Source organism: Agromyces sp. NPDC057679 (assembly GCF_042799635.1).
GTDB lineage: Bacteria > Actinomycetota > Actinomycetes > Actinomycetales > Microbacteriaceae > Agromyces.
In genome coordinates this window covers 605,803-627,059 of sequence record NZ_JBHVIK010000002.1, presented here as the reverse complement: position 1 = coordinate 627,059, position 21,257 = coordinate 605,803, and the positions used below count along the sequence as shown (strand labels likewise).

Here is a 21,257-nt window from a genome sequence, read left to right as displayed (position 1 = left end):
GCTCGGCGTCAGGCCGTCGCCCACCCGCCCTCGGCGGCGGTGCGACGCGCACGACGGAGGCGGTGCCGCCGCGGCTCGGTGCGGGCCGGTTCGGTCTGCCGTTCCGCCGCGACCCGACGGCGCTCGAGCTCGTGCGCGAGCCGCGCCTCCTCGGCGGCGCGGAGGTGGGGGAAGGTGCTCTCCGAGATCAACATGTCGACTCCTCCTGCTCGGTCGACTTCGAGCCTGCGCTCTGAGGTGGGGGCGAGGCATCCGGCGATCGCCTTAACTTCCCGAACGCTCCCGTGAGACCGAGACGGAGCGGGCCGCGCACCCCGAGGATGCGCGGCCCGGCCGTCGGCTGGCGTCAAGCGCGGCGGCGACGCGCCACGACGAACAGCGCGGCGCCGGCGAGCATCGCCAGTGCGGCGCCGGCGAGCGCGGGCACGAGGCCCTCGACGCCCGTCGAGGCGATCCGCTTCGCGGCCGGCAGCTCGAGCGTGTTCGTGAGGGCGACCTCGACGACGGTGCCGTCGTCGATCACGACCGTGTCCTCGCTGAACTCGACGCCGGTCCAGCTCGCACCCTCGACCTCGTCGGGGGCGGCCTCGGTCAGCGTGACGACGGCGCCGAACGGGATCGGCTCGCTCGTCACGGCCTCACCGTCGGCGCGCACGACGAGCACGCCCGAGCCGCCCTCGAAGCCGGGGCCGGCGGGGTACTCGTAGTGCACGGTGAACTGCGCGTCGGCCGGCAGCGCGCCGGCGCCCGAGCCGACGACGTCCTTGCGCACCGAGAACGCGCCCGAGTTCAGCTCGAGCGTGTTCACGGCCACGACGTCGGTCCGCTCGTCCTTCGCGACGACGAAGGTGTTCGACGCCTCGAAGCGGGGCGTCGTCCAGGTGCCGCCGGTGACCGCCTCGGGGTCGAGCTCGCGGAGCGTCACGACGGCGCCCGCGGGCACGTCGTCGACCGTCACCGTGCTGCCGTCGCCCGGCACGACGATCTCGGTCGGCTCGAGCGCGTCGAAACCCGGGCCTGCGGGGTACTCGTACGTGAAGGTGTACTCGTCACCGGGCGCCGCGAGGTGCGCGCCGCTGCCCTCCACGCGCTTCTGCAGGCCGAAGGCGCCGACGTCGCGCGTGATCGTGTTCGTCACCGTGACCGCCACGGTGGTGCCGTCGCCGATCGTGACGGTCTTGGGCGAGAACGCACCGAGCCCGTTCCAGGTGCCGCCGACGACGGGCGACGGCTCGGCCTCGCTCAGGCGCAGCACGGCGCCGTACGGCAGCGGCCCGCTCGTCGCCACCGAGCCGTCGGCCGAGACGGCGAGCTCGCCCTCGCCCGCCTCGAAGCCGATGCCCGCGTCGTACTCGTAGCGGACGGTGAAGGTGTCGGTCACGGGCACGAGCGAGGCGCCGGTGCCGTCGAGCACCTTGGCGGCCGAGAAGTACCCCGAGTCGAGCGTGAGCTCGTTGTCGAGGTCGATCGTGATGCGGTTGTCCTTCACGATCGTGAAGGTCTTCTCGCTGAACACCGGCTCCTGCCAGGTGCCGCCCTCGACCTCCTCGAGCACCTCTTCGAGCGTCACGGTGGCGCCCGCGGGCAGTCCGTCGACGCGGGCGGCCTCGCCGCCCGCGGTCACCTCGACGGTGCCCTCCTCGCCCTCGTACACGCCGCGCCCGACATCGGCCGGGTACGACCACTTCACGGTGAAGGTCGCGTCGTCGACGAGGCCCGCGCCGTCGCCGTCGAGGCGCTTGACGATCTCGAACGATCCGAGGTCGCGGGTGAGCGTGTTTGTCACCGACACCTCGACGCCGTCGCTCGCCTCACCGATCGTGACCTGGGCCGGCTCGATCACCGGCGTCTGCCAGCTCGCCCCGGGGATCGCCGCGGGGGCCGGTTCGTCGAAGACCACGACCGCGCCGATCGGGAGCCGCGGGATCTCGACGCGCGCGCCGTCGAGCGGCAGCTGCACCCAGCCGCCGCCGGCCGGGATGCCCTTCGCGGGGTCGGCGGCCCAGCGGTAGCCCAGCGCGAAGGTCGTGTCCTCGGGGATCCGCATGCCGTCGTCGTTGACGACGGCCTTACGGGCGCCGAGCGACGCCGTGTCGAGGGTCGCCCGGTTCTGGAGGCGGATCTCGGTGACCTTGCCGAGGTTGCCGTTCGCCGACGAGAACGTCAGCTCGAGCCGCTCGGACTCGGTGCCGTCGGGGAGCACGAACACGGGGTCGGCCCAGGTGACGTTCGCCGGCTCGAGGGGCATGATCTCGTCGAGGGTGATCGTGGTGCCCTTGAAGAGCTCGTCGCTCGTGAACGACTCGCCGGCGCGCAGTTCGATGGTGCCCTGCTCGGTGACCTCTCCGTCGAGCGTGGCCGTGTAGTCCACCGTGAACCGCGGCGTCAGCGTCGTGTCGCCCGCGAGCTCCTTGGTCAGCTCGAACTTGGCGAAGTTGCGGCCGACGACGGTGCCCGAGCCCGAGTAGCGGGTGGTGGTGCCGGTCGTGGTGCCGGGCGTGGTGCCCTCGATCTCGTAGCTCGCGGTGTTCGTGTAGGTCTTCGCCTTGCCCTCGTCGAGCACGCGCACGTTCCAGACGACCTGGTAGACGGAGCCCGAGATGCCCTGCTCGCCCGCGGGGGCGGCCGCGCCGAGGCCGGCGACGGAGGTGAAGTCGACGCGCCGGCGGTCGCCCGAGACGGTCACCTCACCGGCGGGCTTGCCCCGGAAGACGGGGTTCTGCCGGCCGAGCGAGTCGTCGGCGAGCGAACGCGCCTCGTACACCTGCGGCTCGCCGACGATCTCGAAGGCGGTCTCGTCGATCGCGTCGGTGACGCTGATGTGGCGACCCGCGGGGATGCCGTCGGCCGGGGTCGGCAGGGTGACCCACCAGGTGATCGTGTCGGAGAGGTTGTGGTAGCTGCCGCTCTTCCAGGCGCCCCATCCGCCGAACTCGCAGTTCTCGACGCAGCGCGAGGGGTTGGGATGCACCGTGGCGGGCGCCCCGACGTCGCCGAACTCGAAGACGTGCTCCTCGGTCTCGAGGTTCTCGAGCCACACCTGCACGCGGAAGGTGAACTCGCCGTTCATCTCGAGCTCGTGGCCCTCGACGTAGTCGGGGTCGACCGTGCAGGTGATCTTCGACGCCGTGACGAGGCACTCGCCGGCGGGCTCGCCGTCGGGGCCCTGCATCGCGAACCGGTCCTCGTGGCCGCGGAGCCCCTCGGGCAGATCGACGGTCACGGTCACCGGGTTCACGGCGTCACCGGGCACGCTCCACTTCACCGTGAGCTCCTGGCTGCTGCCGTCGTCGAACTCGCTGTGCACGAAGGCGACGTCGTCGATCGAGATCGGCGAGCCCTCGGCCGCGTTCGCGGCGACGCCGACGGCGAGCACGTTCGCCGCGACGCCGAGCAGGATCGCGACGAGCATCGCGACCGCCCTCCGCGCGCGGCCGAGGCGGTTCGGGGGTGTTCCACTCTTGACGGTCGTCAACAGGCCATTCCTTCCGTTACGGGCGTCCGGAAACGGGATGCGTCGACGGGCGACGATCCCGCGACCCGGGAAGGCGCGACGGACGGCACGCGCGCGGAACGCGCGCGCGTGCGGCGGCGGCCGTGCTTCGGGTGCGCGGCCGCAGACGGTCCCCTCGGGTGAGGACGGACGGCGGTCGTCGCCGTCATGGAGGAGACGGCGGGGCGGCCGCTTCATGACGCGCTTCCACGACGGATGCCCCTGAGAATCCCCTGTGAGCAGGCGCCGGCCAGTGCCGCCCGGCCGGATCGGCACCCGCGCTGTCGGCGGCATCGGGCAGGCTGGAGGGCATGACGTCGCCGGCCGAGACCGACACCCGAACCGCTGCACTCGAGGCGCTGCGCGAGCTCGTCGGGCGCGACGACGCCGAGTTCCACGACGGGCAGTTCGAGGCGATCGAGGCGCTCGTCGAGGGCCGGCGCCGTGCCCTCGTCGTGCAGCGCACCGGCTGGGGCAAGTCGGCCGTGTACTTCGTCGCGACCCTGCTGCTGCGCCGCCGGGGCGGCGGGCCCACGGTGCTCGTGTCGCCGCTGCTCGCGCTCATGCGCGACCAGATCGCCGCGGCCGAACGGGCCGGGGTGCGGGCCGTGGCCATCAACTCGACCAACCCGCACGAATGGGGCGAGGTGCTCGCCCGGCTCGACCGCGACGAGGTCGACGTGCTGCTCGTCTCGCCCGAGCGGCTCAACAACCCCGCGTTCCGCGACGAGCAGCTGCCCGCCCTCGTACGGCGCATCGGCATGCTCGTCGTCGACGAGGCGCACTGCATCAGCGACTGGGGCCACGACTTCCGCCCCGACTACCGGCGCCTCCGCGAGCTCATCGCGCAGATGCCGGCCGAGGTGCCCGTGCTCGCCACCACCGCGACGGCGAACAGCCGCGTGGTGGCCGACGTCGCCGAACAGCTCGGCGGCGAGGCATCCGGCTCGCCCGACGGCGCCGTCGGCGACGTCGTCACCATTCGCGGGCCCCTCGCGCGCACCTCGCTGCGGCTCGGCGTGCTGCGGCTGCCCGACTCGGCGAGCCGGCTCGCGTGGCTCGTCGGGCACCTCGACGAGCTGCCGGGCTCGGGCATCATCTACACGCTGACGGTGGCGGCGGCGAACGACACCGCACGCCTGCTGCGCGAGCGCGGGCACGAGGTGCGCGCGTACACCGGGCAGACCGACCCCGACGAGCGGGCCGAGTCCGAGGGCATGCTGAAGCGCAACGAGGTCAAGGCGCTCGTCGCGACGAGCGCCCTCGGCATGGGCTTCGACAAGCCCGACCTCGGCTTCGTGCTGCACCTCGGGGCGCCGTCGTCGCCGGTCGCGTACTACCAGCAGGTGGGCCGCGCGGGCCGCGCGACCGAGTCGGCCGACGTGCTGCTGCTGCCCGGCGTCGAGGACCGCGAGATCTGGCACTACTTCGCGACCGCCTCGATGCCCGACCGCGAGCGGGCTGAACGGGTGATCGCAGCCCTCTCCGACGCGCCGGTCTCGACGCCCGCGCTCGAGGCGATGGTCGACATCCGACGCACCCCGCTCGAGCTGCTGCTGAAGGTGCTCGACGTCGACGGAGCGGTGCGGCGGGTGCAGGGCGGCTGGGTCGCGACCGGCGAGCCCTGGGTCTACGACGAGGAGCGCTATCGCCGCATCGCCGCCGAACGCCTCGCCGAGCAGCAGCACATGATCGAGTACGAGACCACCGACGGCTGCCGCATGGAGTTCCTGCAGCGCTCGCTCGACGACGCGACGGCGGCGCCCTGCGGGCGCTGCGACAACTGCGCGGGCGTCTGGTTTCCGACCACGATCGGCGCCGAGGCCTCGGCGACCGCGGCGAAGGCCCTCGACCGGGTCGGTGTTCCGATCGAGCCGCGGCGCGCCTGGCCCACCGGCGCCGACCGGCTCGGGGTGCCCGTGAAGGGCCGCATCTCCCCCGCCGAGCAGGCCGGCGAAGGGCGAGCCCTCGCCCGGCTCACCGACCTCGGCTGGGGCGGCGCCCTCCGCGAGGTCTTCGCCGCGGGCGCTCCCGATGCGCCGCTGTCGCCGCAGCTGCTCGCCGCCTGCGTGCGGGTGCTCGCCGACTGGGGCTGGAGCGAGCGGCCGGTCGCGGTCGTCGCGATGCCGTCGCGGTCGAAGCCCCTGCTCGTCGACTCGCTCGCCCGCGGCCTCGCCGAGATCGGCCGGCTCCCCTACCTCGGCGCGCTCGAACCCGTCGACGGCGGGCCGAGCGGGCAGCCCGGCGGCAACAGCGCGTTCCGGCTCGCCGGCGTCTGGGGCCGGTTCTCGGCCGCCGGACTCGAGGTACCTGCCGGGCCGGTCCTGCTCGTCGACGACCTCGCCGACAGCCGGTGGACTCTCACGATCGCCGCCCGCGAACTGCGCCTCGCCGGCGCCACCGGGGTGCTGCCGTTCTCGCTCGCCCTGCGCGGCTGAGGCCGGGCGGCCGCGCTCGGGCCCGCCCGCTGCGCGCAGGCCGAATCCGCCCTCGCCTTCGACGACGGGGCGCCCCTACGATGGCGACGTGCCCGAACTCCGTCCGACCCGAACCCTGCTCGCGGTCTCGTCGCTCCTCGCCGCCGCCGCGCTCCTGACCGGCTGCACCTCGGCCGGTCCCGTCACCGCGGAGACGACGCCGCCCGCCGTGACCGCCTCCCCGACGCCCACGCCGACGCCCGACTCCTCCGACGGCGGAACGCTCGCCGCGCCGGGGCTCACCGTCGTGCCGACCGTCGACGGCGATTGCCCCGCCGATCCGAGCGAGTTCGGCGTCGTCACCCTCGTCGTCACGACCAACGACGACACCACGCCGATCGAGATCGAGTACACCGCCTTCCGCCCCGGTGCCGACCCCGTCGTCCGCACGACGCAGGCGGTCGGCCCCGTCGTCGTGCTGATGCAGTCGGACTGCGGCACGCAGACCGCCAGCGAGCCGTGGACCTTCACGGCGAGCGCTTCGGACTCGCTGTCGTGCACGATGACCTTCGGCAGCAAGCGGGTCGCGTCCGACGACTACTACGCCGAGGGCTCCACCGACGAAGCCACCGTCGACTGCAGCGGGCACCCCGGCATGTGACCGGGCCGGCGAGCCGACCGCCGGCAGGCGGGGTCAGCTCGCCGTGGGCGCCTGCTCCTTCGCGACCAGCGTCAGCACGTCGTACGACGCGACGAGCTCGTCGTTCTGGTTGCGAAGCACCGCGTCCCACCGCACCTCGCCGTACTCGTCGGTCTCGCGGGGCGTGATCTGCTTGGCCGTGAGCTCGACGCGGATCGCATCGCCCGGCGAGACCGGCGTCACGAAGCGCAGGTTCTCGAGGCCGTAGTTCGCGAGCACCGGCCCGGGCGCGGCGTCGACGAAGAGACCCGCCGCCCACGAGACGAGCAGGTACCCGTGCGCCACCCGGCCCGGGAAGAACGGGTTGGCCGCCGCGGCCTCCTCGTCCATGTGGGCGTAGAAGGTGTCGCCCGTGAAGTTCGCGAAGGTCTCGATGTCCTCGAGCGTGACCGTGCGCGAGCCGCTCACGACCTGGTCGCCGAGCCGCAGCTCGGCGAGCGACTTGCGGAAGGGGTGGACGCCGTCGGCCTGCGACGACGCGCCCCGGTGCCAGACGCCGGTGAGCGCGGTGAGCATCTCGGGCGAACCCTGCACGGCGGTGCGCTGCATGTGGTGCAGCACCGCACGGATGCCGCCGAGCTCCTCGCCGCCGCCGGCTCGGCCGGGGCCGCCGTGCACGAGGTTCGGCAGCGGCGACCCGTGACCGGTCGAGGTGCGGGCGTCGTCGCGGTCGAGGAAGAGCACCCGGCCGTTGTACGCGGCGATCCCCGACGCCAGCTCCACGGCGACCGCGGGGTCGTAGGTCGCGACGCTCGTGACGAGCGAACCGCCGCCGCGGGCGACGAGCGCCGAGGCTTCGGCGAGCGAGCCGTAGCCGACGATCGACGACACCGGGCCGAAGGCCTCGACCTCGTGCAGCGCGGCGCTCTGCGCATCGGCGAAGCGCAGCAGCATCGGCGCGACGAACGCGCCGTCGGGCGCCGTGCCGGTCGAGCCGTCGGCGAGGGCGACCGCCGGGGCATCCGTCGACCCGATGACGAGCTCGCCGCCCGCGGCGGTGAGCCGGCCGACCTGGCGCAGCACCTCGTCGCGCTGGGCGGTCGAGGCGAGCGGGCCCATGGTGACGCCCTCGGCGCGCGGGTCGCCGACGACGACGCGTTCGGCGATGCGGGCGCGCACCGCGTCGATGACGGCGTCGACGGAGGCCTCGGGCACGATCGCCCGGCGGATCGCCGTGCACTTCTGCCCCGCCTTCGTCGTCATCTCGACGACGAGCTGCTTGACGTACGCGTCGAACTCGGGGGTGCCGGCGACGGCGTCGGTGCCGAGGATCGACGCGTTGATCGAGTCGGTCTCGCTCGTGAAGCGCACCCCGCCGGTCTGCACCGCGTCGTGGGCGCGCAGGCGCTCGGCCGTCGACGCCGAACCCGTGAACGCGACGAGGTCGCCGAGCCGCAGGTGGTCGAAGAGCGTCGGCACGCTGCCGGAGACGAGCTGCAGCGAGCCCTCGGGCAGCAGGCCCGACTCGACGAGGATGCGCACCATGTGCTCGGCGAGGTAGCCGGTCGGGGTCGCGGGCTTCACGACCGTGGGCATGCCGGCGAGGAAGGCAGGTGCGAACTTCTCGAGCGAGCCCCACACCGGGAAGTTGAAGGCGTTGATCTGCACGGCGACGCCGGGCAGGCGGGTGTAGATATGCCGGCCGAGGAATGAGCCGTCCTTCGAGAGGTTCTCGACCGCACCGTCGAGGTAGACCTTCGCGTTCGGCATCTCGCGACGGCCCTTGCCCGAGAAGGTGAAGAGCACGCCGATGCCGCCGTCGATGTCGACCCACGAGTCCGACTTCGTGGCGCCGGTGCGGCTCGACAGCGCGTACAGCTCGGGCTTGCGCTCGGTCAGCGCGAGGGCCATCTGCTTGAGCAGCACAGCGCGCTGGTGGAACGTGAGCTCGCCGAGCGAGGCCTGGCCGACGGTGCGGGCGTACTCGAGCGCGGCGCCGAGGTCGAGCCCCTCGGTCGAGACGCGTGCGACGACCTCGCCGGTCGAGGCGTCGCGCACCTCGGTCGCAGTGGCTGCAGTGGACGCCTCGGGCGTCCACCACTCTCCGGTGACGTAGCTCGGCAGGATCTCGGTCATCGTGTTCCCTTCATGCCTCACGAGGCATCCCACTGGTAGAAGCCCTCGCCGCTCTTGCGGCCGAGCTTGCCCTCGGCGACCATGCGTCGCAGCAGGGCGGGCGGTTCGAATCGGTCGCCGAGCGTCTGCGCGAGGTACTCGGCGATGCCGAGCCGCACGTCGAGGCCGACGAGGTCGGTCAGCTTCAGCGGACCGACGGGGTGCTTGTAGCCGAGGGTCATCGCGGCGTCGATGTCCTCGGCGGACGCGACGCCCTCCTCGAGCATGCGGATGGCCTCGAGCCCGAGCATCACGCCGAGGCGCGACGAGGCGAAGCCCGGGGCATCCGCGACGACGATGGGCGTCTTGCCGATCGCTCGCACCCAGCCGCGCGCCTCGTCGACGAGCGCCGGGTCGGATGCCTCGCCGCGCACGATCTCGACGAGGGTCGACGCCGGCACCGGGTTGAAGAAGTGCATGCCGACGAAGCGCGCCGGCCGGTCGAGCAGTGCCGCGAGCTGGTCGATCGAGATCGAGGAGGTGTTCGACGCGAGCGCCGCCTCGGGGGCGAGCACGCGCTCGACCCGGGTGAGCGCGTCGATCTTGAGCTCGAGGTCCTCGGGCACGGCCTCGACGACGAGTCCGCAGCTCGCGAAGTCGGTGACGTCGGTGCTCGTGGCGAAGCGGGCGGCGTAGGCCGCGGCATCCTCGTCGGCGGTGCCGCGCGCGACCGAGGCCTCGACCGAGTCGAGCACGCGCTGCGCGGCCGCCGCCGCGGCGTCGGCGTCGCGCTCGACGACCGTGACCCGCGAGCCTGCGAGCAGGAACGCGTGCGCGATCCCCGCGCCCATCCGGCCGCCGCCGAGCACGCCGACGGCGGCGGGCGCGCCGGCCGCGGTCGTGGAACCCTGTTCGTGCACGTCGCTCACTTCTGCTTCCTCTCGAGGAACTCGGTCATGCGGCGCATCTTCTCGGGGCTCTCGAAGAGCACGGCCTGCTCCTCGAGGTCGACCGCGGGGTGCGCCTCGCGCGGCGCGCGGAACACGCGCTTGGTCGCCATCGTCGCGGCCCGGTCGTTGCGGGCGATGCGGTCCGCGATGGCGTGCGCTGCGGGCAGCAGTTCGTCGGCGGGGTGCACCTCGCTCACGAGCCCGATCTCCTGCGCCTCGTCGGCGCCGATCGTTCGCCCCGTGAGCAGCAGCTCGATCGCCCGGGCGTCGCCGACGATCTCCTTGAGGCGCCAGCTCGCGCCAGCGGCGGCGATGATGCCGAGGCCGGTCTCGGGGTTGCCGATCTTCAATGAGGGCGTCGCGATGCGGAGGTCGGCGGCGTACGCGAGTTCGGCGCCGCCCCCGAGCGCGTAGCCGTCGAGCGCGGCGATCACGGGCATCGGCAGCAGCGCGATGCGCACGAAGGCGTTCGCGTTGATGCCGGCGCGGGCGTCGTCGGCACGGCGATCGCGCAGCTGGGCGATGTCGGCGCCCGAGGCGAACACTCCCCCGGCGCCGGTGAGGATGAGCGTGCGCGGGATCGCCTCGAGCTCGGCGCAGAGCACGTGCAGGGCGTCGATCGTCGACTGGTCGATCGCGTTGCGCTTGTCGGGTCGGTTGAGCGTGGCGACGACGCGGTCGTCGTGCCGTTCGACGAGGAGCGGCCCCGTGGCATCCGCCCCCATCAGACGCGCTCCACGATGAGGGCGCTGCCCTGGCCGACGCCGACGCACATGGTGGCGAGGCCGTAGCGCGAGCCCTCGCGCTCCATGCGGCCGAGCAGCGTCACGACGAGGCGCGAGCCCGACGAGCCGAGCGGATGCCCCAGGGCGATCGCGCCGCCGTCGGCGTTCACCCGCTCGGGGTCGAGCCCGAGGCGCCGCATCGAGGCGAGCGACTGCGTCGCGAACGCCTCATTGAGCTCGACCGAGCCGATCTCGTCGAGGTCGAGCCCCGCCCGCTCGAGCGCCTTCTCGGTCGCGGGAACGGGCCCGAGGCCCATGATCTCGGGGGCGAGCCCGGCCGAGGTGCCGACGACGATGCGCGCGCGGGGCGTGAGCCCGTAGCGTTCGACCGCCGCGGCGCTCGCGACGAAGATCGCGCTCGCGCCGTCGTTCAGGGCGCTCGAGTTGCCGGCGGTGACGACCGACCCGCCCGCGACGACGGGCCGGAGCCCCGCGAGCACCTCGAGGGTGGTCTCGGGGCGCGGGCCCTCGTCGACGAGCACCTCGCCGCGGTGCGTCGGCACGCCGACGATCTCGGCCTCGAATCGTCCGGCCGCGATGGCTGCGACGGCCCGCTGCTGGGAGCGCAGCGCGAAGGCGTCGGCGTCCTCGCGGGTGATGCCGTCGACGCGGGCGACCTCCTCGGCCGTCTCGGGCATCGAGAAGGTGGCCTTGTCGCGGGCGAGGAGCTTCGGGTTCGGGAACCGCCAGCCGATCGAGGTGTCGTACTGCGCACCGGGCTTGGCGAAGGCTCGCTCGGGCTTCTGCTGCACCCAGGGCGCACGGGTCATCGACTCGACGCCGCCCGCGAGGACGAGGTCGGCGTCACCCGCGCGCACCGCCTGCGCGGCCATGGTGATGGCCGACATGCCCGAGGCGCAGAGGCGGTTCACCGTGACGCCGGGCACCTCGTCGGGCAGCCCTGCGAGCAGCACCGCCATGCGCGCGACGTTGCGGTTGTCCTCGCCGGCCTGGTTCGCCGCGCCGAGGATGACCTCGTCGATCGCGCCGAGTTCTCCGGCGACGTCGAGTCCAGCGCGTCGCACGGCCTCGCCGACGACGAGCGCCGCGAGGTCGTCGGGTCGCACGCCCGCGAGCGCGCCGCCGTAACGGCCGACCGGGGTGCGCACCCCGCCGACGAGAAAGGCCTCTGCCATGTTCACTCCTGACCGCACTGTCTTCGAGAACGCTGCTCCCAGCGTAGGCAGGGGTTCGCGGCATCCGCACGGTCGGAATTCCTGACCGACCGTTCAGGTAGTAATTATGGCAAACGGATGCCCCGTCCGCCACTCGGCGGCCGGAGCCGGGATGCTCACGGGTGCCGGTGCCCCGGAACGTGCAGCTCGCCGTGCGGGACCGCGAGCTCACCCGCCGCGGTGCCGGCGAGTGCGGGCGTCGCGAGCGCCGCGACGAGGGCGGCGCCCACGACGAGGCCCACGAGCGTGCTCCGCTCGGGCGCGCTGCTGCGAGCACCTCGACGAGCCCGACGCACCTCGCTCGCGGCGCCGATCGCGACCACCACGATGAAGAGATCTGCGGCGAGGAGCGGCAGCACGGCGACGCCGAGCGGAGCGGCCCACCCCGTGGCGAGCAGCGCGCCCGAGGCCGCGAGCACCCCCATCGCCGTGGCGAGGGTCGCATGCGGCGCCGTCGCGCGCCCCTCGCGCAGCGCGAGCACGGCCCAGCCGAGTGCGGCGAGACCGCACCCGGCCAGGACGGCCCCCGCCGCGGCACCGCCGATGCCGGTTCCCCCTGCGTCACCGGCGGCGCCGCTCGCGCTCGCGACGGCCCCCGCGGCCGTCGCGGTCAGCACGAGTCCGGCCCCGAGCGCGGCGAGCATGGGCCAGCCGCGTACCAGGCCGGGCAGCCGCGACCGCGACGACATCCCGGCCCCTACGCCGTGACGGCGCGGGTCGCCCCCGCGCGTTCGGTGCCGAGCCCGACGCCGAGCAGCACCAGCGCGCTCGCGAGATGCAGGAAGTGGTCGGACGTGTTCAGCGCGAGGATGTTCGCCGCGGTGCCCGCGAGGAAGAATCCGACGATGCCGAGCAGCAGGTAGGCCGCGCCGACGACGGTGTTGACGGTCTTCGCGGCGCGGGCGCTCACGAGTCCGGCGATGAGCAGAGCGCCGCCGATCAGCAGGTGAGCCACGTTGTGCAGCGGGTTGACCGCGAAGACGCCCAGCAGCAGGCCGCCCTGGGTCGAGATGAAGTCCATCCCGCCGGTGACGGCGAAGCCGAGCAGTCCGACGAGCAGGTAGACCGCGCCGAAGACGGCGGCGACGATTCGGTTCGGTGAGTTGCGCATGATTCCTCCTGGGAGTTAGCGGCGGATGCCGCGTCGGATGGGATCCGGAACCGGTCGCCGCACCGGATCGCCACCCGTCGGGTCGGGCGGCAGACGGCCGAGCGGCGACCGGGGACCTCACATCGCCGGCATCAGCACCGAGTCGACGAGGTAGACGGTCGCGTTCGCGGTGTGCACGCCGCCGCAGATCACGGCCGCGTCGTTCACCATGAGCTCGTCGCCCGAGCCCGTGACCTCGACCGTCCCGCCCTGCACGGTGGTCTGCGTTCCGACCACCTCATCGGGCGAGAGCTGACCGGGCACGACGTGGTACGTGAGGATCGACGTCAGCGTCGCCGCGTCGGTCTTCAGCGAGTCGATCGTGGCGGGGTCGATCTTCGCGAAGGCGTCGTCGACGGGCGCGAAGACGGTGAACTCGTCGCCGTTCAGCGTGTCGACGAGGTCGACCTCCGGATTCAGCTGCCCTGACACCGCGGCGACCAGGGTCGTCAGGAGCGGGTTGTTCGAGGCGGCGACGGCGACCGGGTCCTGGGACATGCCGACCACCGAGCCGGGGCCGTCGGGCACCTGTTCGGCGTAGCCGGCGCAACCGGGTCCGACGAGGTCGGCGGCCGGGTCGGCCTCCATGGGCGCCTCGCTCGGCGTCGCCTCCTCCGACATGGCGGGCTCCTCGGACTCGGCGGCGGTGCCGCCCATGCTGCAGCCGGCGAGGCCGAGTGCGGCGACGGCCGTGATCGAGAACACGGCGAGAGCTGTTCGAGTGCTGCGGATGGATCGCATGGATCTCCTCCTTCGAATGCGCGGCCCCGAGCGGGCCGTCAGGAGGGATTCGGAGGCTGCGGCGACGCGGATTGGAACTTCTTCGGCCAATCGCTTCGACCGACGGCTCCGAATCACGTTCGACCCACGAAACGAGGTACCCGTGCTCGCTCTCGCCCTCATCGGACTCGCCGGCGGCCTGATCACCGGCATCTCGCCGTGCATCCTGCCGGTGCTGCCCGTCATCCTCCTCTCCGGCGGCGCCCAGAGCGCACGCGGCGGGGGGCCCGGCGGCGCGCAGGGCACGTCCGCCGACGCGCCTCGCTCGCCGAGCCGCTGGCGCCCCTACCTCGTCATCGCCGGCCTCGTGGTGAGCTTCAGCCTCGTCACCCTCGTCGGATCGCTGCTGCTCGGCCTGCTCGGCCTCCCGCAGGACGTGCTCCGCTGGGCCGGCCTCGTCGTGCTCGCCCTCATCGGCATCGGCCTCATCGTGCCGCGCTTCGAGGAGCTGCTCGAGCGCCCGTTCTCGTGGATCCCGCGCAAGGCGGTCGGCACCGACCGCGGCGGGTTCGGCCTCGGCTTCGCGCTCGGCGCGGTGTACGTGCCGTGCGCCGGGCCCGTGCTCGCGGCGATCACCGTCGCCGGTTCGACCGGCCGCGTCGGCGTCGAGACCGTCGTGCTGACCCTCTCGTTCGCCATCGGCGCCGCCGCGCCGCTCCTGTTCTTCGCGCTCGCGGGGCGCGGCATGGCCGAGCGGCTCGCGACCTTCCGCCGCCACCAGCGGGGCATCCGCATCACCGGCGGCGTCGTCATGATCGCCCTCGCAGTCGGCCTCGCCTTCAACCTTCCGCAGCTCCTGCAGCGACTCGTCCCCGACTACACGGCCGAGCTGCAGCAGCAGCTCGCCGACTCCGAGGAGGTGACCGAGGCGCTCGACCTGGGCGGCCTCGTCACCGACGAGAACCGAGAGCTGTCGAAGTGCACGAACGGTGCGGCCGAGCTCGAGTCGTGCGGCACGGCACCGTCGATCCGGGGCATCCAGCAGTGGTTCAACACCGACGACGGGACATCCGTCGACCTCGAGGCACTTCGCGGTCGCGTCGTGCTCATCGACTTCTGGGCCTACTCCTGCATCAACTGCCAGCGCTCGATCCCCCACGTCGTCGCGTGGGACGAGGCCTATCGCGACGCCGGGCTCTCGGTCGTGGGCATCCATTCGCCCGAGTACGCCTTCGAGAAGGAGCCTCGGAACGTGGCCGCCGGCATCGAGGCGTCCGGCATCGACTACCCGGTCGCGCTCGACAACTCGCTCGCGACCTGGACGAACTACCGCAACCGCTACTGGCCCGCCCACTACCTGATCGACGCGAACGGCACCGTGCGGCAGGTCGCGTTCGGCGAGGGCCACTACGAGCGCACCGAGCAGCTGATCCGCGAACTCCTCGCCGACGCGCAGCCCGACGTCGCACTTCCGGCCCCGACGGATCTCGCCGACGAGACCCCCGCGGCGGGGGCGACCACCCCCGAGACCTACCTCGGCACGACCAAGCAGGTGAACTTCGCGGGCGACGAGGCCTACCGCCGCGCGACGACGAGCTTCGCGCTGCCGGCGGACCAGCCCCGCGACAGCTTCGCCCTCGCGGGCGACTGGGCGCTCGGCACCCAGTCGATCACGCCCGCCTCCGGTGCCGACGAGGCATCCGTACGCCTGGAGTACACCGCCCGCGAGGTGCGGATGGTGCTCGCCGGCGAGGGTGCCGTCCTGGTCCGGGATGGAGATCGCGAGGAGCGGATCGAGGTCACGGGCGTGCCGCGGTCGTATGCACTGCACGAATCGGATGCCTCGGGCACCGGCTCGCTCACCGTCGAGATCCCCGCCGGGGTCGAGGCCTTCTCCTTCACGTTCGGATGATCCATGCCATCGCATCCCACGACGCATCGTCCCGTCGGGACGGGCTCGCACACCGCCGTTCTGGCATGCTGGATCGCGTGGCCGACTCCGGGGAGCATCCAGCGTCGCACCCGGCGACGCTCGACGAGCTGCTCGTCGCGACCGCGTCCGGCGACCGCGAGGCCTTCGGCCGGTTCTACGACGAGACCGCCGCGCGCGTGTTCGGGCTCGTCCGACGCGTGCTCATCGACGCCGCTCAGGCCGAGGAGGTGACGCAGGACGTGTTCCTCGAGGCATGGCAGACCGCGGCCAGGTTCGACCCGGCGAGAGGTGCCGCAGCGGCGTGGCTCCTCACCCTCGCCCACCGTCGCGCCGTCGACCGCGTGCGCTCGGCCCAGGCCTCCCACGATCGCGACCTGAAGGCCGGCCTCCGCGACCTCGACGTTCCGGTCGACGAGGTCGCCGAAGCGGCCGAGATCGCCGTCGAGCACGAGCGCGTCTCGGGCGCGTTCGCCGAACTCAGCGCCGCGCAGCGCGAGTGCCTCGCCCTGGCCTACTACGGCGGATGCACCCAGTCGGAGATCGCCGAGCGCCTCGGCCTGCCGCTCGGTACGGTGAAGACCCGGTTGCGGGATGGGATGATCCGATTGCGCGCATTGCTGGGGGTGACGACATGAGCCCGGACGACGACGGACGAGCCGAGGACGAGCTGCGCGAGCTGGCGCCCGCATACGCCCTCGGCGCGCTCGACGACGACGAACGCGCCCGGTTCGAGGAAGCCCTGGCCCGCTCGCCCGAGCTCCAAGGCGAGGTCGAGGCGTTCCGCGTCGCCGCGAGCTCGCTCGGCGAGTCGCTGCCGCCGGTCGCGCCGCCGCCGAGCGTGAAGGCCGGGCTGTTCGCCCGGCTCGACGACGCCCCGCAGGAGCGGCCCGCCGAGGCGGCGGGCGCCGCCGTGGACGACGACGCTCCGATCGCGCCGGCCGAACCCGTGCCACCGATCGATGAACTCGCCGTCCGACGTCGCCGCCGACGGCGACTCGCCGTCGCGCTGTCGTCGGCCGCGGCGGTCCTGCTGCTCCTCGCCGGTGTCGTCATCGGTGCGAACTGGGCGGGGCCGAACGGCTGGGGCGCCCAACGCGAGATGGCCTCGCTCGCCGCGGCCCCCGATGCCGAGCAGCAGACGAGCGAGGTGGCCGGCGGCGGGCAGGTGACCCTCGTCTCGTCGGCCGAGCAGGGCCGCAGCGCGATCGTCGCCGAGGGCCTGCCCGACGTCGGCGACGACCGCACCTACGAGCTCTGGTACATCGACGAGTCGGGCCCGGTGTCGGCGGGCACCTTCGACGTCGACGGCGAGGAGGCCTGGCGACTGCTCGAGGGCGAGTTCGCGCCGGGGGTGGCGGTCGGCCTCACCGTCGAACCCGCCGGCGGTTCGGAGCAGCCGACCACCGATCCGGTCGCGGTCATCGAGACCTGAGCCGGGCGGTCCGGCACCGGGCGGTCGGCGAGCGGGTCGTCGCCCCCGTCTCTCGCGAGCCCGCAGAACGACGGATGCCCCGGAGCGAGGTCGCTCCGAGGCATCCGCGAACGGGCACTCGTCTCAGTCGAGCAGGTCGACGTCCTTCGTCTCCTTCACGAGCGAGACGCCGATGAGCGAGATGACGGCGGCGATCGCGATGTAGACGCCGATCGTCCACGAGGCGTGGAACTGGTTCATGAGCGCCTCGGCGATCATCGGCGCGAACGCGCCACCGAGGATCGCGCCGAGCGCGTACCCGATCGAGACGCCCGAATAGCGCACGTTGGCCGGGAACATCTCGGCGTAGAGCGCGGCCTGCGGGCCGTACGAGAGGCCCAGCCCGAAGGTCATCACGAACAGCGCGACGAAGTACCAGAGGATCTCGCCGGTGTCGATGAGGAACCACATCGGCACCGCCCAGAGGGCGAGGAACACGTAGCCGATCTGGAACGTGCGCACGCGGCCGAGCCGGTCGGAGATGCGACCGCCCCAGAGGGTGAAGCCGAGCCAGCCGAACGAGGCGAGCGTCGTGGCGAGCAGCACCGCCGGGCGCTCCATGCCGAGCGCCGTCGTCGCGTAGGTCGCGAAGTACGCGATGAGCAGGTAGCCGGCCGCGTTGTTCGCGATGAAGATGACCGCGGTGAGGATGACCTGCTTGGTGTTCTTGCGGAAGAGCTGGCCGAGCGGGGCCGAGGCCTCCTTGCGGCGGCGCAGCAGCTCCTCGAAGACGGGGCTCTCCTCGACGGCCTTGCGGATGACGTAGCCGACGGCGATCAGCACGATCGAGAGCAGGAACGGGATGCGCCAGCCCCACTCCATGAACGCCTCGGGCGACATCGAGCTCGTGAGCACCCAGAGCGTGAAGGTCGCGAGGATCATGCCGACCGGCACGCCGATCTGCGGGAAGGCCCCGAAGAACCCGCGCTTCGCGTTCGGCGCGTGCTCGACCGCCATGAGGGCCGCACCGCCCCATTCGCCGCCGGCCGAGAAGCCCTGCAGGATGCGAAGCAGGATGAGCAGGATCGGCGCGGCGATGCCGATCGCCGCATACGTCGGCAGCACGCCGATGAGCGCGGTCGAGATGCCCATCATGACGAGCGTGAAGACGAGCATCTTCTTGCGGCCGAGCTTGTCGCCGAGGCGCCCGGCGACGATGGCGCCGAGCGGGCGGAAGAGGAACGAGATGCCGATGGTCGCGAACGAGAGCACCTGGGCGAGGCCCGGGTTCGACTCGGCGACGGGCGCGAGGAAGAGCGGTGCGAGTACGAGGCCGGCGGCCTGCGCGTAGATGAAGAAGTCGTACCACTCGATCGAGGTGCCGACGAGGGTGCCGGCGAGCACCTTGCGTTCTTCGGCCGTGATGCTGCGAGGCGGGGCGGGGTCGGTGACAGCGGTCGACATGCGAACTCCGTTGTTCTGTGGGGGCGGACGGGGATACGGCCGCGCGACCGGGACTCGTCGCGCGGGACGCGTATTTCCTGACCGATTGTTCGGTAGGGATTTCAGAGCGTAGCGCATCCTGCGGCTCGCGCGGAAGGCGGTCGAGAGCCCGGCAGGAATGCGCGTACTCGACGCCGTCGTCCCCTGGACGATCGGCGCCGTCGTCGGCCGCCGTCGGCCGCCGTCAGCCCGCGGCGGGCTCCTCCGTGTCGGACGGCACCTCGTCGGTCGGCGCATCGCTCGCGGCAGGAGGCTCGGACGGCGCGGGCGTCGACTCGCTCGGCGGGCCGAAGAGCCGCCACGAGCCGGCGGCGCATTCGTAGAACTGCACCGTCGAGGTGTCGATGTAGACGTCGCCGTTCGCGGTGCACGTGTCAGCGGCGGGTGCACCGACGCCGAGGAGCACCTGGGTGCCCGGCGTCCCGGCCTCGCCCTGCTCACCCTGCTCGCCCTGCTGGCCTTGGTCGCCCTGCGCACCGGTCGCGCCCGTCGCCCCCTGTTCGCCCGTGAGGTTCTCGGCGGCGGACTCGCGGATGTTGCCGACCTGCGTCCATTCGCCGCCCTCGAAGAGATAGACGTCGGAGGTGGTGATGTCGATGTAGACGTCGCCGTCGTACCCCTTGCCCGCCTCGGGAACCCCGCTGCCCGCCCGCACGGCCGAGCCCGCCGGGAGGATCTCCTCGAGGGCCTCCTCGTAGGCGGCCTCGTCGACCGTCGGGGTCGGCGTGGCGGCCGCATCCACGTTGTCGGCCGAACGGGCGAGCGCCGACCCGAGGAACGCCGCGACGAACGAGAGCACGACGATCCCGATGCCGAACCAGATGAGCATGGTGCGGCTGACCGTCGCCGGCGGGGCGGCGGTCGGGGCGGGTGCGGGCTCGGGCGCCGGTTCCGGAGCCTGCGCGGTGCCGGGATCACTCATGCTCGACCTCCAGGTCTCACGCCGGAACCCGGTCGCCGACCCGACGACCCCGCGCGTCGCGCTCATCGTATCGACGCGGCCCGCCGCGCGACGGAGGGGATGCGGCGCGCCTCGGTGCGCGCTGGACCCGCCGGCTCTCAGCCGGTGAAGCTCGCGATGAGGTGAGCACCCGTCCGCGAACGACGAGGGCCCGCATCCATCGGATGCGGGCCCTCGCCTCAGTCGGTCGCGGCTCAGCCGGCGGTCGCCTCCGCGACCTCGTCGAGCTCGGCGGCCTCGGCGACCTCGACCTCGAGGTTCTCGACGACCGCTTCGCGGGCGAGCTCGCCGTGCAGGTCGTCGCCGAGGCGCACGTCGACGAAGTCGACGTCGATCTCGGCGCGGTCGAGCAGCTCGCTCAGGCGGCGCTGGCGGTTGCGCGGGATGAGCGTCACGACGCGACCCTGCTTGCCGGCGCGGCCGGTGCGGCCGGCGCGGTGCAGGTACGTCTTGTACTCGTCGGGCGCGTCGGCCTGGATGACGAGGTCGATGTCGTCGACGTGGATGCCTCGTGCGGCGACGTCGGTCGCGACGAGCACGTCGACCCGGCCGCTCGTGAGCTGCTGCAGGTTGCGGGTACGACGCGACTGGTTGAGGTCGCCGTGCAGGGCGACGGCGCGGATGCCGCGGTCCTCGAGGTGATCGGTGAGGTCCTCGGCGAAGGCGCGGGTGCGGCTGAAGACGAGCGTCTTGCCTTCGCGGTTCGCGAGCTCGGCGACGATGTCGCGCTTGTCGCGGTTCTCGATGACGAAGACGCGGTGGTCGATCGTCGAGGAGGCCTGGTCTTCGCCGGCGACCTCGTGCACGGCCGGCTCGACGAGGAACTCGTCGACGAGCGTCGCGACGCCCTTGTCGAGGGTCGCCGAGAAGAGCAGCTTCTGGCCACCCTCGGCGGTGCGGCGGATGATGCGCTGCACCGGCTCGAGGAAGCCGAGGTCGCACATGTGGTCGGCCTCGTCGAGCACCGTGATGACGACCTCGGAGAGGTCGAGACGGCCCTGCTCGATGAGGTCCTCGATGCGGCCGGGGGTGCCGATCACGATGTCGACGCCGCGCTGCAGCGCGCCGACCTGACGGCCCTGGGGCACGCCGCCGTAGATCTGCGTGGTGAAGAGGCCGACGCTCTGCGCGATGGGCTGCACCGTGCGGTCGATCTGCAGCGCGAGCTCGCGGGTCGGCGCGAGGATGAGGGCGCGGGGCTTGCGGCCCATCTGGCGGCGGCCGCCGGCCTTGCCTGAGGCGGCCCAGAGCTGCATGAGGCGCTCGACGGCGGGCGCGCCGAACGCGATCGTCTTGCCCGAGCCGGTCTTGCCGCGGCCGAGCACGTCGCGACCCTCGAGCACGACGGGGATCGTCGCGGCCTGGATCGGGAACGGCGACACGGCGCCGAGCTGGCCGAGGGCGGCGACGACGTTGCCGCCGAGGCCGAGGTCGGCGAAGCTCACGCCGTCGACGTCGCCGGCCTGGATGGCCTCGGCCTCGAGGCGCTCGAGCACGACGTCGTCGTTCGCCGAGAAGCGGGGGGCCTCGTCGCGAGCCGGGTAGAAGTTCGACGGGCGACGGCCCGAGTCCTGGAAGCCGGGACGGTCGAACTCGCGGCGGGGGCCGCGGTCGTTGCGGTCGAAGGAACGCGCGGGGCGCTCGTCGCGGTCGAAGCGACGCGGCGCACGGTCGTCACGGTCGTAGGAACGGGCCGGACGGTCGTTGCGGTCGTTCCGGTCGAAGGAGCGCGCCGGGCGGTCGTTGCGGTCGAACGAACGCGCAGGACGGTCGTCACGGTCGAAGCGACGCGGCGCACGGTCGTCACGGTCGTAGGAACGGGCCGGACGGTCGTTGCGGTCGTTCCGGTCGAAGGAACGCGCCGGGCGGTCGTTGCGGTCGAACGAACGCGCAGGACGGTCATCGCGGTCGAAGCGACGCGGCGCACGGTCGTCACGGTCGTAGGAACGGGCCGGACGGTCGTTGCGGTCGTTCCGGTCGAAGGAACGCGCCGGGCGGTCGTAC

General features: G+C 72.8%; 17 protein-coding genes. 5 read left to right on the top strand and 12 right to left on the bottom strand.

Translation table 11 applies throughout. The features are described 5' to 3' along the window. Positions 1-8 precede the first annotated feature (8 nt). Complete coding sequence (locus ACFVAJ_RS09820) at positions 9-194, bottom strand: hypothetical protein (protein ID WP_376943580.1); 186 nt, start codon at positions 192-194, stop codon at positions 9-11. A gap of 152 nt (positions 195-346) precedes the next feature. Continuing rightward, positions 347-3,475, bottom strand: a complete 3,129-nt coding sequence (locus tag ACFVAJ_RS09815) for a DUF5979 domain-containing protein (protein WP_376943578.1) — start codon at positions 3,473-3,475, stop codon at positions 347-349. A 329-nt stretch (positions 3,476-3,804) separates the two neighbouring features. On the opposite strand from ACFVAJ_RS09815, the gene ACFVAJ_RS09810 reads away from it, so the two are divergent. Together ACFVAJ_RS09810 and ACFVAJ_RS09805 are read left to right on the top strand one after the other, a co-directional pair. Beyond that, positions 3,805-5,931, top strand: a complete 2,127-nt coding sequence (locus tag ACFVAJ_RS09810; RefSeq protein WP_376943576.1) for a DEAD/DEAH box helicase — start codon at positions 3,805-3,807, stop codon at positions 5,929-5,931. Between the two features lie 88 nt (positions 5,932-6,019). Further along, positions 6,020-6,571 (top strand): hypothetical protein, encoded by a 552-nt coding sequence (locus ACFVAJ_RS09805; protein ID WP_376943574.1) that lies wholly within the window; start codon positions 6,020-6,022, stop codon positions 6,569-6,571. A gap of 33 nt (positions 6,572-6,604) precedes the next feature. Here the strand turns inward: ACFVAJ_RS09805 and paaZ are convergent, their stop codons facing one another. From paaZ to ACFVAJ_RS09770, 7 genes are all read right to left on the bottom strand, one after another. Beyond that, positions 6,605-8,686: a phenylacetic acid degradation bifunctional protein PaaZ gene (gene paaZ, locus ACFVAJ_RS09800; protein WP_376943572.1), complete on the bottom strand. Its 2,082-nt coding sequence runs from the start codon at positions 8,684-8,686 to the stop codon at positions 6,605-6,607. Between the two features lie 17 nt (positions 8,687-8,703). Beyond that, a complete protein-coding gene (locus tag ACFVAJ_RS09795; RefSeq protein WP_376943570.1) occupies positions 8,704-9,594 on the bottom strand; it encodes a 3-hydroxyacyl-CoA dehydrogenase family protein in 891 nt (296 codons plus the stop codon). Next, positions 9,591-10,340 (bottom strand): enoyl-CoA hydratase/isomerase family protein, encoded by a 750-nt coding sequence (locus ACFVAJ_RS09790; RefSeq protein ID WP_376943568.1) that lies wholly within the window; start codon positions 10,338-10,340, stop codon positions 9,591-9,593. Before ACFVAJ_RS09790 ends, ACFVAJ_RS09795 begins: the two co-directional genes overlap by 4 nt. Then, on the bottom strand, positions 10,340-11,536 hold the full coding sequence (locus tag ACFVAJ_RS09785; protein ID WP_376943566.1) for an acetyl-CoA C-acyltransferase: 1,197 nt from the start codon (positions 11,534-11,536) through the stop codon (positions 10,340-10,342). The genes ACFVAJ_RS09790 and ACFVAJ_RS09785 overlap by 1 nt, the downstream gene beginning before the upstream one ends. Positions 11,537-11,691: 155 nt before the next feature. Beyond that, on the bottom strand, positions 11,692-12,264 hold the full coding sequence (locus ACFVAJ_RS09780) for a hypothetical protein (RefSeq protein ID WP_376943564.1): 573 nt from the start codon (positions 12,262-12,264) through the stop codon (positions 11,692-11,694). 8 nt (positions 12,265-12,272) lie between these two features. Beyond that, complete coding sequence (locus ACFVAJ_RS09775; RefSeq protein ID WP_376943562.1) at positions 12,273-12,686, bottom strand: DUF4383 domain-containing protein; 414 nt, start codon at positions 12,684-12,686, stop codon at positions 12,273-12,275. Positions 12,687-12,803: 117 nt separating this feature from the next. Continuing rightward, positions 12,804-13,466, bottom strand: a complete 663-nt coding sequence (locus ACFVAJ_RS09770) for a fasciclin domain-containing protein (RefSeq protein WP_376943560.1) — start codon at positions 13,464-13,466, stop codon at positions 12,804-12,806. 142 nt (positions 13,467-13,608) lie between these two features. On the opposite strand from ACFVAJ_RS09770, the gene ACFVAJ_RS09765 reads away from it, so the two are divergent. The 3 genes from ACFVAJ_RS09765 (at position 13,609) to ACFVAJ_RS09755 (ending at position 16,810) form a co-directional block, all read left to right on the top strand. Next, on the top strand, positions 13,609-15,357 hold the full coding sequence (locus tag ACFVAJ_RS09765) for a cytochrome c biogenesis protein CcdA (RefSeq protein WP_376943558.1): 1,749 nt from the start codon (positions 13,609-13,611) through the stop codon (positions 15,355-15,357). A gap of 65 nt (positions 15,358-15,422) precedes the next feature. Continuing rightward, positions 15,423-16,013: an ECF RNA polymerase sigma factor SigK gene (gene sigK / locus ACFVAJ_RS09760; RefSeq protein WP_376943556.1), complete on the top strand. Its 591-nt coding sequence runs from the start codon at positions 15,423-15,425 to the stop codon at positions 16,011-16,013. After that, on the top strand, positions 16,010-16,810 hold the full coding sequence (locus ACFVAJ_RS09755; RefSeq protein WP_376943553.1) for an anti-sigma factor domain-containing protein: 801 nt from the start codon (positions 16,010-16,012) through the stop codon (positions 16,808-16,810). The genes sigK and ACFVAJ_RS09755 overlap by 4 nt, the downstream gene beginning before the upstream one ends. Positions 16,811-16,933: 123 nt before the next feature. On the opposite strand, the gene ACFVAJ_RS09750 is transcribed toward ACFVAJ_RS09755, so the two are convergent. From ACFVAJ_RS09750 to ACFVAJ_RS09740, 3 genes are all read right to left on the bottom strand, one after another. Further along, the gene (locus ACFVAJ_RS09750; RefSeq protein ID WP_376943551.1) at positions 16,934-18,253 is read right to left on the bottom strand and encodes an MFS transporter; all 1,320 of its coding nucleotides are present in this window, start codon (positions 18,251-18,253) and stop codon (positions 16,934-16,936) included. A gap of 223 nt (positions 18,254-18,476) precedes the next feature. Further along, positions 18,477-19,214 (bottom strand): hypothetical protein, encoded by a 738-nt coding sequence (locus ACFVAJ_RS09745; RefSeq protein ID WP_376943549.1) that lies wholly within the window; start codon positions 19,212-19,214, stop codon positions 18,477-18,479. A 233-nt stretch (positions 19,215-19,447) separates the two neighbouring features. Then, positions 19,448-21,257: DEAD/DEAH box helicase (locus ACFVAJ_RS09740; RefSeq protein WP_376943547.1), on the bottom strand; the 1,810-nt coding region annotated here is incomplete at its 5' end.

Bases quoted from the DNA above. Each gene is read 5' to 3' on its own strand.
- ACFVAJ_RS09820 (WP_376943580.1), bottom strand. From the start codon at position 194: ATGTTGATCTCGGAGAGCACCTTCCCCCACCTCCGCGCCGCCGAGGAG.
- ACFVAJ_RS09810 (WP_376943576.1), top strand. From the start codon at position 3,805: ATGACGTCGCCGGCCGAGACCGACACCCGAACCGCTGCACTCGAGGCG.
- paaZ (WP_376943572.1), bottom strand. From the start codon at position 8,686: ATGACCGAGATCCTGCCGAGCTACGTCACCGGAGAGTGGTGGACGCCC.
- ACFVAJ_RS09790 (WP_376943568.1), bottom strand. From the start codon at position 10,340: ATGGGGGCGGATGCCACGGGGCCGCTCCTCGTCGAACGGCACGACGAC.
- ACFVAJ_RS09785 (WP_376943566.1), bottom strand. From the start codon at position 11,536: ATGGCAGAGGCCTTTCTCGTCGGCGGGGTGCGCACCCCGGTCGGCCGT.
- ACFVAJ_RS09780 (WP_376943564.1), bottom strand. From the start codon at position 12,264: ATGTCGTCGCGGTCGCGGCTGCCCGGCCTGGTACGCGGCTGGCCCATG.
- ACFVAJ_RS09775 (WP_376943562.1), bottom strand. From the start codon at position 12,686: ATGCGCAACTCACCGAACCGAATCGTCGCCGCCGTCTTCGGCGCGGTC.
- ACFVAJ_RS09770 (WP_376943560.1), bottom strand. From the start codon at position 13,466: ATGCGATCCATCCGCAGCACTCGAACAGCTCTCGCCGTGTTCTCGATC.
- sigK (WP_376943556.1), top strand. From the start codon at position 15,423: ATGCTGGATCGCGTGGCCGACTCCGGGGAGCATCCAGCGTCGCACCCG.
- ACFVAJ_RS09755 (WP_376943553.1), top strand. From the start codon at position 16,010: ATGAGCCCGGACGACGACGGACGAGCCGAGGACGAGCTGCGCGAGCTG.
- ACFVAJ_RS09750 (WP_376943551.1), bottom strand. From the start codon at position 18,253: ATGTCGACCGCTGTCACCGACCCCGCCCCGCCTCGCAGCATCACGGCC.
- ACFVAJ_RS09745 (WP_376943549.1), bottom strand. From the start codon at position 19,214: ATGAGTGATCCCGGCACCGCGCAGGCTCCGGAACCGGCGCCCGAGCCC.